Origin of the sequence: Trinickia dinghuensis (assembly GCF_003367175.1) — a bacterium.
Lineage (GTDB): Bacteria > Pseudomonadota > Gammaproteobacteria > Burkholderiales > Burkholderiaceae > Trinickia > Trinickia dinghuensis.
On record NZ_QRGA01000007.1, the window covers coordinates 283,470 to 296,265 of the forward strand.

At 62.0% G+C, this 12,796-nt stretch carries 15 protein-coding genes; 8 read left to right on the forward strand and 7 right to left on the reverse strand.

The annotated features are described in order from the left end of the window. Positions 1 to 141 precede the first annotated feature (141 nt). The 3 genes from flhC to DWV00_RS33670 all read right to left on the reverse strand — a co-directional run bounded on the left by flhC (position 142) and on the right by DWV00_RS33670 (position 1,436). Positions 142 to 723, reverse strand: a complete 582-nt coding sequence (gene flhC, locus DWV00_RS13760) for a flagellar transcriptional regulator FlhC (protein WP_115534132.1) — start codon at positions 721 to 723, stop codon at positions 142 to 144. 96 nt (positions 724 to 819) lie between these two features. Continuing rightward, positions 820 to 1,140 (reverse strand): flagellar transcriptional regulator FlhD, encoded by a 321-nt coding sequence (gene flhD / locus DWV00_RS13765; protein WP_245964871.1) that lies wholly within the window; start codon positions 1,138 to 1,140, stop codon positions 820 to 822. 11 nt (positions 1,141 to 1,151) lie between these two features. Next, positions 1,152 to 1,436: a hypothetical protein gene (locus tag DWV00_RS33670; RefSeq protein WP_147297894.1), complete on the reverse strand. Its 285-nt coding sequence runs from the start codon at positions 1,434 to 1,436 to the stop codon at positions 1,152 to 1,154. 287 nt (positions 1,437 to 1,723) lie between these two features. Here DWV00_RS33670 and DWV00_RS13770 point away from each other — a divergent pair, with 287 nt between their 5' ends. Next, entirely contained in the window at positions 1,724 to 2,791 is a 1,068-nt protein-coding gene (locus DWV00_RS13770; protein ID WP_115534133.1) for a glycosyltransferase family 4 protein, read from the forward strand. Positions 2,792 to 2,962: 171 nt separating this feature from the next. Here DWV00_RS13770 and DWV00_RS13775 read toward each other — a convergent pair whose 3' ends face one another. Beyond that, positions 2,963 to 3,265, reverse strand: coding sequence for an H-NS histone family protein (locus tag DWV00_RS13775; RefSeq protein ID WP_115534134.1), 303 nt, complete (start codon positions 3,263 to 3,265; stop codon positions 2,963 to 2,965). A gap of 572 nt (positions 3,266 to 3,837) precedes the next feature. Between DWV00_RS13775 and DWV00_RS13780 the strand changes: the two genes are divergently transcribed. Continuing rightward, complete coding sequence (locus DWV00_RS13780; RefSeq protein ID WP_115534324.1) at positions 3,838 to 4,482, forward strand: histidine phosphatase family protein; 645 nt, start codon at positions 3,838 to 3,840, stop codon at positions 4,480 to 4,482. A gap of 45 nt (positions 4,483 to 4,527) precedes the next feature. On the opposite strand, the gene DWV00_RS13785 is transcribed toward DWV00_RS13780, so the two are convergent. Together DWV00_RS13785 and DWV00_RS13790 are read right to left on the reverse strand one after the other, a co-directional pair. Then, positions 4,528 to 5,352 carry a Cof-type HAD-IIB family hydrolase gene (locus tag DWV00_RS13785; protein ID WP_115534135.1) on the reverse strand — a complete coding sequence of 275 codons (825 nt, stop codon included), beginning with the start codon at positions 5,350 to 5,352 and terminating at the stop codon, positions 4,528 to 4,530. Positions 5,353 to 5,412: 60 nt separating this feature from the next. Next, entirely contained in the window at positions 5,413 to 6,312 is a 900-nt protein-coding gene (locus tag DWV00_RS13790; protein WP_115534325.1) for a glucosamine kinase nucleotide-binding domain-containing protein, read from the reverse strand. Between the two features lie 193 nt (positions 6,313 to 6,505). Here DWV00_RS13790 and DWV00_RS13795 point away from each other — a divergent pair, with 193 nt between their 5' ends. Together DWV00_RS13795 and DWV00_RS13800 are read left to right on the forward strand one after the other, a co-directional pair. After that, complete coding sequence (locus DWV00_RS13795; RefSeq protein WP_115534136.1) at positions 6,506 to 7,144, forward strand: DNA-3-methyladenine glycosylase I; 639 nt, start codon at positions 6,506 to 6,508, stop codon at positions 7,142 to 7,144. Positions 7,145 to 7,293: 149 nt separating this feature from the next. Further along, the gene (locus tag DWV00_RS13800; protein ID WP_115534137.1) at positions 7,294 to 7,722 is read left to right on the forward strand and encodes a hypothetical protein; all 429 of its coding nucleotides are present in this window, start codon (positions 7,294 to 7,296) and stop codon (positions 7,720 to 7,722) included. Positions 7,723 to 7,984: 262 nt separating this feature from the next. Here DWV00_RS13800 and rpsU read toward each other — a convergent pair whose 3' ends face one another. Further along, positions 7,985 to 8,197 carry a 30S ribosomal protein S21 gene (rpsU, locus tag DWV00_RS13805; RefSeq protein ID WP_006401410.1) on the reverse strand — a complete coding sequence of 71 codons (213 nt, stop codon included), beginning with the start codon at positions 8,195 to 8,197 and terminating at the stop codon, positions 7,985 to 7,987. Between the two features lie 649 nt (positions 8,198 to 8,846). On the opposite strand from rpsU, the gene DWV00_RS13810 reads away from it, so the two are divergent. From DWV00_RS13810 to DWV00_RS13825, 4 genes are all read left to right on the forward strand, one after another. Beyond that, entirely contained in the window at positions 8,847 to 9,665 is an 819-nt protein-coding gene (locus DWV00_RS13810; protein WP_115534138.1) for a flagellin domain-containing protein, read from the forward strand. Between the two features lie 206 nt (positions 9,666 to 9,871). Further along, complete coding sequence (fliD, locus tag DWV00_RS13815; protein WP_115534139.1) at positions 9,872 to 11,287, forward strand: flagellar filament capping protein FliD; 1,416 nt, start codon at positions 9,872 to 9,874, stop codon at positions 11,285 to 11,287. 31 nt (positions 11,288 to 11,318) lie between these two features. Next, positions 11,319 to 11,618 (forward strand): flagellar protein FliT, encoded by a 300-nt coding sequence (gene fliT, locus DWV00_RS13820; RefSeq protein ID WP_115534140.1) that lies wholly within the window; start codon positions 11,319 to 11,321, stop codon positions 11,616 to 11,618. 308 nt (positions 11,619 to 11,926) lie between these two features. Beyond that, on the forward strand, positions 11,927 to 12,784 hold the full coding sequence (locus DWV00_RS13825; RefSeq protein WP_115534141.1) for a hypothetical protein: 858 nt from the start codon (positions 11,927 to 11,929) through the stop codon (positions 12,782 to 12,784). Positions 12,785 to 12,796 lie beyond the last annotated feature (12 nt).

Sequence of the window (12,796 nt, forward strand, 5' to 3'; positions counted from 1 at the left end):
GTGCCGAAAACTTTGGGGGGAAAAGGGGGGCGATGACGCCGTGTAAACCAGGACGGCGAAAGGGGCGAATGGGGCACGCGCGGCGGGGGCCGGCAGGCCCGTTCTCGGGCTGCCCGAGGGGCCTCATGCCTGGCCGGCCGGCTAGGCCGCCAGTTCGGCGATGTCGGGTACCGCGCCCGCCGAGCCTTGCCCGGCCTTGGCCGCCGCGGATTTCTTGGTTTTGCCGGCGCGCGACGGCGGCTGGCAAAGCCCGCAGACGAAGGCGTGCTGCGGATCGTGGGCATGCGCGACGAACTGCCCGCCGCAGCGCGTGCAGGACGTGAGCTGCAGCATCCCCGATTCGAAGAAGCGCACTAACGTCCAGGCGCGGGTCAGGCTCAGCATGGCCTCGTCGCCGTGCAGCAGCGTGTGCTCGAGGTACAGGCGATAGCTCTTCACGATCGACTGGATGCTTTCGCAGCCGCCGTGCTCCGCCATGAACCGGTAGATATTGTAAAAAAGCGACGAATGGATGTTCGGCTGCCAGGTCATGAACCAGTCCGTCGAGAACGGCAGCATGCCCTTCGGCGGCGACACACCTTTCAATTCCTTGTACAGCTTGATGAGCCGGTCGCGCGACAAGCTCGTTTCCGCTTCGAGCAATTGCAGACGTGCGCCTAATTCAATCAGCTCGATCGCCAGGGTGATTTCCTTGACTTCGAGCACGACGCTCTTGGTTGCCATATCGGCCGTGTGCCCCGCTTAACAGATACCGAGTCCATGGCCGCGCTCGCTCCCGAGCCGGCTGATGCGCGCAAGCGTCGTCACGTCGTCAGTCGATTAGTTGACCGATTCGACCGGTTGGCTCGCCATCAGGATGGCGCTATGCGCACCGGCGAGCGACGCGGACTTGCCCTTGTCGGCCAGCGATGAAAGGACGGCGTGGTCGTCGAAGCGGAAACGGCACAACAGCTGGCTGGACGCGGCCAGCTTCACGGTCTGGGCAAACGAAAGGTTCGCCAGTACATCGGCCAGCTGATCGCCGATGCCCATGCGGAACATGCCCATGGCCTTGTCTTCCCGCAACAAACGCTGCGCAAGCAACAGATACGACAGATTGACTTCTTTGATCTCGCTGAGCATTTCGCTTGTGGCGCTCATGATTCCCCCGGTCAATCGAAAGTGTCGACCGGAGCGCGCTTGCGCGCGTTCGCCCCGATCCCAATACCAAAGCTCAGTGGTTTCGGAAACGTTTGCCCGGCCGCGCGCTTCACCGACGCACGATCCTGCCCGTTCCTGGTCTCCGGCAAATTGTGTCGAATTGTAAAAAGGGTGGAAATAGGAAGAGCACCGGCGAGCGATGCCGGAAAAATGGCCGAAAAGTCTGTAGGAATTTTTCTGACATTGAGCGCCCGCGCGGGTTTGCGGGGCGCGATGCAGTTCGTCGGGTCAGGCACGAAAAAAGCTACTCGAGGCGGCGGCATCCGGACGCGAAGCGCGTTCAAATTATAGGAAGCCGGGTCATCATCCCGCAACAAATGCCGACTACCGAAAATCGCAGGGTGCTTTTTTACCGCAATGCGGAAAACCGGCGAGCGCCTGCTGTTTCGGGCTGTAACAAGGATTAAGGGTTTGAAAACCCGCTCATCTCGACGAGGCCCGCTCCTGATAATGGCAGGGCATTAACGAAAGTGATCGGCGGCGAAGCCACGTGCGAGCCGCCTCTAGGAAAGGAGATTGACGCATGCGAATCGCTCAAATCGCGCCGCTTTACGAAGCCGTACCCCCGAAGTTCTACGGAGGCACCGAACGCGTCGTGTCGTATTTGACCGAGGCGCTCGTTGAGCTCGGACACGATGTCACGCTGTTCGCCAGCGGCGATTCGATGACGTCCGCCACGCTCGATGCCGCATGGCCGCGCGCGCTGCGGCTCGATCCGACGATCCGCGACGCCCTCGCGCCGCATATGCTGCTGCTCGAGAAGGTGCGCCGGGTCGCGTCCGAATTCGACGTGCTCCACTTCCACCTCGATTATTTGCCGTTCTCGCTGTTCTCGGACGTGAGCACGCCGTCGGTGACGACGCTGCATGGCCGGCTCGATCTGCCTGAGCTGCAGCCCGTATTCGATACGTTCTCGAAATCCAATGTCGTTTCGATTTCGCAATCGCAGCGCGTGCCGCTGCCGCAGGCGCGGTGGAACGAGACGGTCTATCACGGCTTGCCCGAGCGGCTGCTCACGCCCCAGCCGCACTGCGAGCCGGAATATTTGGCATTCCTTGGGCGAATCTGCCCGGAAAAGCGTGTCGACACGGCAATCAAGATCGCGGCGATGAGCGGCCTGCCGCTGAAGATCGCCGCCAAGGTCGACAAAGTCGACCGCGACTATTTCAAGCAGGAGATCGAGCCGCTGCTGTCGCAGGCGCATGTCGAATTCGTCGGCGAGATCGACGAGACGCAAAAGCCCGAATTCCTCTCGCGCGCCAAGGCACTGCTGTTCCCGATCGACTGGAGCGAGCCGTTCGGTCTCGTCATGATCGAAGCGATGGCCTGCGGCACGCCGGTGATCGCCTTCAACCGGGGTTCGGTACCCGAGGTGATCGACCATGCGGTGACCGGATATATCGTGGAAGACATACAAGGCGCGGTGGCGGCGCTACAGCATCTCGACGAACTCTCGCGCGACGAAATTCGCGCGCAGTTCGAACGCCGCTTTACCTCTCGAACCATGGCGAGCAACTACGTGAAATGCTACGAAGCGCTGCTCGAACAACGTGCGGGCCGGCCGATACTGCGCAGCGTCGCCGCGGGGTAACCCGGATAGGGAAAAAATGAAGCCGCCATGCTATCTAGATAAAGGCGGGAATGAAACGGTGGCGTCGCCGATGAAATAATTCGTAAAAAAGCTGCCTCTCGCATTGCTCGGGCTGGCCTTCGAATGAAGACCGGCCCGAGCCGTTTAAGGACGCTCGGTACTCGCTCGGTACTATTGCGCGATCAGATAACGATCGCGATTCTTGACGCCCGCGATCCAGTTCGGCGGTTTGCCGCGGCCGCTCCACGTGGCGCCCGACTTCGGATCCTGGTACTTCGGCGGCAGCGGCGCTTTCTTCGGCGGACGGCCGCGCCGCGCGCCTTCGGCATAGCCGAGGTCATGCGCGCTGAGCCCGAACTCCACGATCTTCTGTTTGATCTCTGCGATTACGTTCTCGACTTCGGCACGACGCGCATCGTCCGCCTGAGCCTGCAATTTCGCGATCTGCGCCTTCAGTTCCGCGTATTGGGACATCGTGGTCTCCCTTGATTGAAAAACTGGTTGTTCCGAGATTAGTCGGAACGAACGCCACTGGCAATGCCGAATTTACCCGATATGCCATGAAATCGTATGATAATTCTTAAAAAGCCTCCCACCGTGCGTAATACCTCATTACTGGCCCAATTGCGGGTCGTCCAACGCGAGGCAATCGAGCGAATCCGAACCAATGCCCGCTCGTTCCGAACGCGTGCGAATGAACCGTATGCGATCGATGCAATGGCCATTCGCCCCACGGCTTAGGGGCATCGACTGCGCCAAGGCCGGTCGTTAGCATTCCGAAATAATGCAATCCTGATATCGCAGCAAGAAGCACGCACACCCCGAGCGCATGCGCCGCTGCTAGAATCGGCGCGCGACCGAGAGGCCCATTCCGGGTTCGCCGCCTATCGGCAAAACCAGCACCCCCAGCAAACTCAGCGAAAGGACGCGTCATGATTCGCTCGAATGCCAAGCACGATGCCGAATCGCGTATCGATCGGCTAGGCCGCCTGCCACTTGATTCGCATGCTCGTCACCGCGGTCGCCGCTCGCCCCCGAAGGGACGCATGTTTGCCGTCGTCCTCGCCCTCGGCCTTTCGGGCCTAGGGATCGCGCAGCCTGCATCGGCGCGAACCGAAACGCTCGTCTTCGTTCGCCACGGAGAAAAACCCGCCAAAGGCTATGGACAGCTCGACTGCCAAGGGCTGAACCGCGCAATGGCCTTGCCGGCCGTCATTGCGGCGAAATTCGGAAAGCCGGATGCGATCTATGCGCCCAATCCGTCAGCGCAAAAAAAGGACAACGGCGTGCGATACGACTATGTGCGCCCACTGGCGACGATCGAGCCGACCGCCATTCAATTCACCTTACCGGTGAATACCGACTACGGATATTCGGAAATCGACAAGCTCGAACAAGCACTGATCCAGCCCGGGCAAGCGGGCAAGCTGATCGTCACGGCTTGGGAACATCGCGAAATCGAAGATCTCGTGCGCGACATCGTGAGCAAGTATGGCGGTGGATCATCGGCAGCGTCGAATGTGCCTTATTGGCACAGCAGCGATTTCGACAGCGTGTATGTCGTCAAGCTCGATTGGGACGCGCAAGGCCAGGCACCGCGTGCCACGTTCGTGCATGATCACGAAGGCCTCGACGGACGGCCCAAGGATTGCCCATGCGCCGCGCTGCCCGATGCGCCGGCGGCGAAATAAGCCGGAAGGCGAGCGAGCGAACGCCGCCGCCGCAACAAGGCACCGTTACGAAGCGGCGAGCTCGTCCGCGATCGAGAACAGCTTGCGCAATTGATGCGCGACGCCAGCCTCGAAGTTATTGCCGATGCGCGGCACGCCCGGCAAGCGGGCCATCAAATCCGGATTGGCGTTGTTCATCATGAACGGATGGCCGGCCGTCTCGAGCAGATCGATGTCGTTCATGTTGTCGCCGAATGCGACGCAATGCGACGTCTGGATTTGAAGACGATCGAGCACGACACGCAGCGCGCGCCCTTTCGACACGTCCGAGGTCATCACTTCGAGACAGTGAGGCAGCGAATAGGTGACGTAAAGGGCATCGCCGAATTCGCGCTCCAAGCGCTCCGAAACTTGAGCCAAATCCGCCGGATCGCCGATATAGAGCACCTTGGCGATATCGTCGCCACCGTGCGCACGCATGTCGATCACTTCGTAGTGAAAGCCCGATTCCTGATGGAGCGCGAGCAGCTGCGGGGCATCGCGATCGATGAGCCAGGCATCGTCGGCGAACAAGTTCACGATGACGCGGCCATGCGTGCCGACGATGTCCGGATGCACGAGCCGGCGCGCGGCTTCGCTCGATAGATTGCGCGAATGAATCAAAGTGTCGTCGGGCGCATGGACGCGCGCGCCGTTCGAAGTCACGAGGTACGGACGAATGCCGAGCACATCGCGAATTCCGGCGACGTCGCAGTAATGCCGGCCCGTTGCGATCACGAATTGAATGCCGGCTTGCTCGAGCCGCCGGACGGTCGCTACCGTGAACGGGTCCAGCTGGTGATTGCTGTTCAGTAGCGTTCCATCGAGATCGGTGGCGACAAGCTTATACATGGCAGGCAATAAGGCGATGTGAGTGCAAAAAAGAAAAAAGATTACGATTGCGTTGCTATTTTAAGCCCCTGCGCCGCGACTGCGCACCGAGCCCGCGCTCGCACGCTGGGCAAGGGCGAGCGCGCCGTGCGCCGAATCGGCCAGCGGCTGCCGCAGCCGGGCGTGGTGCAAGGCCGGCACATACTCGGCGAGCGGCGCCGCCAAGCCGCCGCATAGCGCAACAGGCAGTTGGGCGCTCGGATCGAGGGCGTCGACGAGCTTCGCAATGTCCGCTCCCGCCTGTGCGAGCAGCGCCGCCGCAGCAGCATGCTCCCGATGGGCAAGCACCACGGGCGCGAGTTCCGCATAGGCCGTCTGGTTCGCTTCGCAAAGCCAGACGACAAAGGCATCGCGATCGTCCACCTTCATTCGCGCGAGCAGCGCATCGGAAAACGCATCGGGGCGCGCGCGACCGTCGAGCGCTTGCTGCGCGTGAACGACGGCATGCAGGCCGAGCCATGCGCCGCTTGCTTCGTCGCCCGACGGAAATCCGTACCCGCCCGCCGTGCGGCATGCGCCGTCGCGATCGAGAACCGCCGCGATGCTGCCCGTGCCCACCGCCACGATCACGCCGGCTTCGCCGCCATGCGCGCCGAGCACCGTCGTATAGGCATCGCTTTGCACGTCGAGCGCCGCGAGCTTCGGCGCGCGGGCGATGAACTCGGCCAGCCAGTCGCGATTGTTGACGCCGGCCAGCCCGCAGCCGAGCGCGCAAGCTGCCCAATCGAGCTGCAACCCGGCCGATGCGAACGCCTGCTCGCAGGCCGCCTCGATCGCCTGCCACGCGCGCGTCACGCCGAGCCCGAGCCCCGAGGCGCCGCCCGCGGCGTGTGCGAGTTCGACGCCGTGCGCATCGGCCAACACGACCCGCGTGCCGGTGCCGCCGCCGTCGGCGCCAATCCAATAATGCGTTGCTTCCATGCTTGCCACCCGCGGCACCGAGCCGCCTTGCCAATCCATCAAATCAAACTAACCGATCGAATCACCGAGCCGAAAGATTATCGGCTTCGCCCCACGCCGCCAATCTCCCGAACGGCCGAATTGCTCTTGCCTGCCGATCCGCTATGCTTGCCGTCAAATCCGAGACCCGAGATCCGAGCCACGAGAGGCATTCATGACCGAGCGCTGCAACTGGGTGAGAACCCCTGCCGACGAGCATTATCACGACACCGAATGGGGCGTGCCGTCCCGCGACGAGCGGCATCTGTTCGAGATGCTCGTGCTCGAGGGCGCTCAAGCCGGCCTGTCGTGGTCCACGATCCTCAACAAACGCGAAAACTATCGCCGCGCGTTCGAGAACTTCGATGCCGAAACCGTCGCCCGCTTTACGCCGGCGAAGATCGACGCGCTGTTGCAAGACCCGGGCATCGTGCGCAATCGCGCCAAGGTCGAATCGGCCGTCGTCAATGCGCGCGCCGTCCTGCGCATCCGCGAAGAACACGGCTCCTTGGCCGAATTCGTCTGGTCGTTCGTGGGCGGCGAGCCCGTGCAAAACGACTGGGCACTTTACAAGCAGCACGCGCCCGCCTCCACGCCCGCTTCCGATGCCCTGAGCAAAGCGCTAAAGGGCTATGGCTGCAAATTCGTCGGCTCGACGATCTGCTACGCGTTCATGCAGGCGGTCGGCATGGTCAACGACCATCAAACCAACTGCGACTCGCGAGCGCATTGCGCCGCCCTGGCCGAGCGCAAATCGAACACCAAGACCGGCACCAAGACCAAAACGAAAGCCAAGGGCGCGGCTGAAGCGTGACGCTCACGCAACACTCGGCAAAAAATGCTTGATCGTGCGATGCGCGATAGGGAATATCGCAAAAAAGACCTGTAACTCCGCTCACCACGGCCGTTATAGCAGTCACAAGCAACGACAACAGTGCTGCTTAACCGCAGCCGATCAAGATTATGAAGACCCTGCACTTCCTGACGCATCAGGAACTGTTCGATCACGCCGTCGATCATTTGTTCTCGCAACGGCAGGCAGCGCTGCTGCCGCGAGGCGGCGGCGCTTACCACGGTTTTCGCGGCGGCTGCCCGATTGGCCGCCTCATTCACCCGCGCGACTACATGACGTCGATGGAAGGCGTGCCCGTGCGCTACGTCGATAAGCCGGCGACGGCCGTCCCGGCCTACATGGACGCGGGCGTCGCGGCTTTGAGGAAGGCGCTGCTCAAAGCGCGGGTGAACATCTACGACCCGAAAACGGTGGACTTGCTCAGTTGCCTGCAGAACGTGCACGACGCCTTCGGGGTATGGGAATGGCACGAGCGATTGGCGTCGATCGCGCGGCAATTCGGCTTGTCGGTGGCTCGGCTCGAAAAGCACGCGGCTTAGGCCGCCTTTCTCGAGACTCGCTATCCGCGTGGGCGCTCGGGCCCACTCACACTCGTTGTGAAGCTCGTGGCGAACTTGGGCACGTGTGCCCTTGGACGCAATCGGCATTTAGGCATTGCGCGCTTCGAGCGCCCGGTGCGTTGGGCAAACGCTGTGCGCCCGTAAAACGCCCAAAGCAAACGGCGGTGCGGCTTCTTTCGAAGCCCACCGCCGTTCGTTCTTCCAGGCTGCGCTGCCGCTCGAGGGCAGCGCAGCGCCGCTTTTAGTGCAGCTTCTTCGGCAGCATTTGGCTGCGCAGGCGCTTGTGCAGGCGCTTCACGGCAGCAGCCTTCTTGCGCTTACGCACAGCCGTCGGCTTTTCGTAGGATTGGCGCTCGCGCAGTTCGGCGATCAAGCCGTTCTTTTCGATGGCACGACGAAAGCGGCGAATGGCCACTTCGAACGGCTCGTTTTCCTTCAGAAGAATGGTCGTCATGGATGTCCCAAAGTTACGTTCAAATGCGTGGCGCGCTTTCGCGCACGCGCCGGCCCGGAGGGCATCGCCACCATGCCGCGCATATCGTCGATGTGCGGGGTACGGGCAACAGCACGGCCGGACAGGCCTGAAAAGAGAGAGCGGAGAGTTCACCGCGCACGCCGGCCGGCACATTGCCGACGCCGCGTTTGGCTGCCGAAGCTGAACTTGCCTACTTGCCTATGCCACTCGCGAAGCACCGCGAGCCCGCCGCGGGATGACTCGGCTCAGCCGAGGCGATGCGACGAAAGGGCGGCAGATCTCAAATGAAACGGCAGCGATCTCAATTCGACCCGCGATGATATCAGGTAAACGCGCCGTGGGCCACTCTTGATCTACTTACAACCCTACATCGACCTTTCGTTGGATAAGCGCCACGCGCTTGCCGGTAGGCGATTCGCAAACGTTTAGTTTCTTTCCAATCCTTACGCAGCAAGGCTCGGAATCCGACCGCATTGTTAAAACACATGAATTCGTCGTTTGCTCCCTAAAGTTTTTTCTCGGCCTCGCCGACAACCAGGACAGGCGGGCAGCGCCACTCGCGAAAGCGCGACGCCGAACCCCAACACCAGCCTAGTCCCTGGATCGTATTCCCAAACGAGGAAGCAAAATGCTGAACATCAACACCAACATTCTGTCGCTCGAAACGCAGACGAACCTGAACAGCTCGCAGAGCGCACTGTCCCAAGCCATCAACCGCCTCTCGTCGGGCAAGCGTATCAACAGCGCGGCCGACGACGCAGCAGGTATGGCGATCGTGACGACGCAACAAGCGTCGATCAACGCCCTGAACCAAGGCGTGATGAACGCCAACGACGGCATCTCGATGGTGCAAACCGCCGCCGGCGCGATCTCGTCGACGGTTGCCAACTTGCAGCGTATCCGCCAGCTGGCAGTGGAATCGGGCGACGGCTCGCTCGGCACGGCCGCTCAAGCGAACCTGCAAACGGAAGTTACGACGCGTCTGACGGAAATTAACCGCGTTGAATCGCAAACGACGTTCAACGGCCAAACCGTTCTGGGCGGCCTGGGCAGCGTGAACTTCCAGATCGGCGCGAGCGCCAACCAAACGCTGACGGCCAACTTCGGCACGACGTCGTGGACGACGACGGGTCTGGGCGTGTCGGGCGTCGACATCTCGACGACGTCGGGCGCGCAAAACGCGATCACGGCAATCGACGCAGCGCTGGCCAGCGTGAACAACTTCCAAGCAACGCTCGGTGCAACGCAGAACACGTTCACGGCCGCTATCACGAACACGCAAACGGAATCGACGAACCTGTCGGCTGCTCAATCGCAGCTGCAAGACGCCGACTTCGCGCAAGAAACGGCCAACCTGTCGAAGGCGCAAGTGCTGCAGCAAGCCGGTATCTCGGTGCTCGCACAAGCGAACTCGCAACCGCAGCAAGTGCTCAAGCTCCTGCAGTAATCGGTTTGAGCGACGCACAGCGAAGGTCGGTTAGACTTCGCTGCGCGGCCGGGCTCATTCGAGGCCTCAAGCATCGCACGGGTCCGGCAAACCGAATTAAACGTAGCGGGAGGCATGCCTCCCGTTGCGCATTGGTAGTCGGCCGATCCCATCGATGAGCGGCCCAGTTTCGAATTACCCTTCCGCGGCATCTGACGGAGCCAGGCATGAGTACCGTATCTTCGAGCAGCAGCACCAGTTCAATTCTTCAGCAAGCGGCACAGTCGATTCTGAGCGGCGTCACGAACTCGCAGCTCGACGTGAACTCGCTGGTCTCCGCGCTCGTCACGGGCGCATCCGCCGCGCAATCGCAGACGATCGCCACGGCGATGACGAGCGACCAAACGCAGTTGTCGGCACTCGGCACAATGCAATCGTCGATGTCCAGCCTGCTCAGCTCGCTGACCGGCCTCGACGACGGCAGCATCTTCACGAACCTAGCCGCCACCATGAGCGGCTCGGGCATCACGGCCACGACGACGACGGGCGCCGCAGCGGGCTCGTACTCCGTCAACGTGACGCAGATCGCCACGGCCAACCAGATTTCGTCCAAGGCCTACGCGGCAAACGCCACGCTCGGCACGGGCAACCTGAACATCAGCGTCGGCACCACCTCGATGACGGTCGCGCTGACGTCGGCGAACAACACGCTCTCCGGCATCGCCTCGGCGATCAACAGCGCATCGAACAACCCCGGCGTGACGGCCGCCGTCGTCACGGGCACGGACGGCCAGCACCTCGTGCTCACGTCGACGCAAACGGGCGCGGCCAACGCCGTGACGGTCTCGGCCGATCCGACCGTCGACGCAGGCATGGCTACGGCCAACTTTACGCAAGTCACGGCCGGCCAAGACGCCAAGCTGACCGTCAGCGGCACCCCGATCGACAGCGCGAGCAACAACGTGACGACGGCGCTCTCGGGCGTGACGCTAAGCCTCACGTCGGCCGCCGTCGGCACGACGCAGAGCCTCTCGGTCGCGACCAATTCGTCGTCCATCGTGAGCGCCGTGCAAAACTTCACCACGGCCTACAACTCGTGGATTTCGACGGTGCAATCGCTGTCGTCGTACGACTCGACCACCAATACGTCCGGCCCGCTGCTCGGTGACGCGATGTTGAACTCGGCCGTGAACGGCATCGCCTCGATCATGGCGAGCGGCATCCAGGTCGGCGGTACGACGTACAGCCTTGCGCAGCTCGGCGTAAACCTGAACGACGACGGCACGCTGACGTTCACGTCGTCGACGCTGCAATCGACGCTCGCGGCAACGCCCGCGATGGCGCAGAATGTGTTCAACGGCACAAACGGCATCGGCGAGCAACTCAGCTCGTTCATCAGTTCGTACACCGACTCGGTAACCGGCCAGATCGCTCAGCGCGATTCCACGCTGCAGACCGACCTGACGGCGCAGCAGACGGCGGAAACGAATCTGTCGGCGTATCAGGCGACGCTGACGTCGCAATATCAGGCCGAGTTCACGCAGTTGAACACGATCATGTCGCAGACGCAGAACAACACAAACTATCTGAATCAATTGTTCGGCGGCAACGGCGCTGCCGGCACGATGAACAAGTCGTCGTAATTCTTAAGCATCGAAAAGGGAGTTCGCCGCCATGTCGAACGAATCACTCGCGCGCGCCTACGAGTTGACGCGCACGCTCGTCGCCGCACTGGACGCAGGCGATTTCGCGTTTGCCGCCGATCTCGCCGAAGAGCGCTCACCGCTCTTGATGTCGCTCCAGCGCGATCAGACCGACGAAGACCTTGCGACGATTCGCGAGATCATGGCGATGAACGCATCGATCGTGGACAGGGCGTCGGCTGCACGCGACGCCGTCGCGGCGACCCACACCAACGCGCGCGAACGCGTGTCGGCCGCACGTCAGTACCTCGCGGCCGGGCAGATGCGTTAAGCGCTTGCGCCAGCATTCGCTGGCGCGAAGCGCAGTACGGGATAACCAACAACAACCGCATGAAGCCGATGCGGTGTGTCACGTTCGAAGCCGCAGCGATGCGGCTTTATTTTTTGCCGCGGCCTTACTTTTTCCACGCAAGCAGCCCAATATCGCGCCCTGAGCAGCCGTCAAAATAGGCGCCAATTGCCTCGTTGTTCGAGCAATGCGGCACACGGGCCGGCTGGCACACTGTCTACTCGCCGCCGTACGCCCGCGCGGGCCCCGGTCACGCACCATTCCAATCGATTGAGATTCGAGACTCATCCATGCACGCACAGTCGAGCAATCCTGCGGGCCCCCGCCGTGTCGAAATCCGCCAGATCTTCTACTCGGAGGAGACGCGCCGGCAACTCGATCCCGGCTTCATCGCGCTCGACAACTGCGGTCAGCGGCCCGATTGGCGGGAGTATTGGCCGATGCGCTCGTTCCTGCAAAAGCACACGCTCGACGAGAACACGCTTTACGGGTTTTTCTCGCCGAAGTTCGGTCAAAAAACGTCGCTCAACTCGGCCGCCGTCAACGAGTTCATCGCCTCGGTGCCGCGCGACGTCGACGTCATCGGTTTTTCGCCGTTCTTCGATCAAGGCGCGATCTTTCTGAACACTTTCGAGCAGGCAGCCACGAATCATGCGAACAGCTGGCCCGTGTTCGAGCAGGCTGTCGCCTTCGTCGCGCCGGGCATCGATCCGCGCAATGCCGTGATGGATTCGCGCCACGCCATCTTTTGCAACTACTTCGTGGCAACGCCCGCGTTCTGGCGACGCTGGCTTGCTGTCAACGAGGTGCTGTTCTCGGTGGCGGAAGCAGGCACGAGCGCCCTCGCGCAACTGCTCAACGGCAACGTTCCCTACGCGAACGGCTTCGTACCGGGCAAGGTGTTCGTGCAGGAGCGCGTCGTCTCGCTGCTGCTGCTCGGCGAGCGGCACTGGCGCGTGCGGCATTTCGATCCGCTGCGCCTGCCGATGTCGGGATCGATCGCGAGCCCCTACCCCGCCGATCTGCTCGTGCTCGACGCGTTGAAGACCGCCGCGATCGAACACGGCAATCCCAACTATCTGACGATGTTCCAGCAAGTGCGCAACACGCTGCTTGAAACGGCGCGTCGCGCGAAGGGCATGCAGTGATGCGTTAGCGCT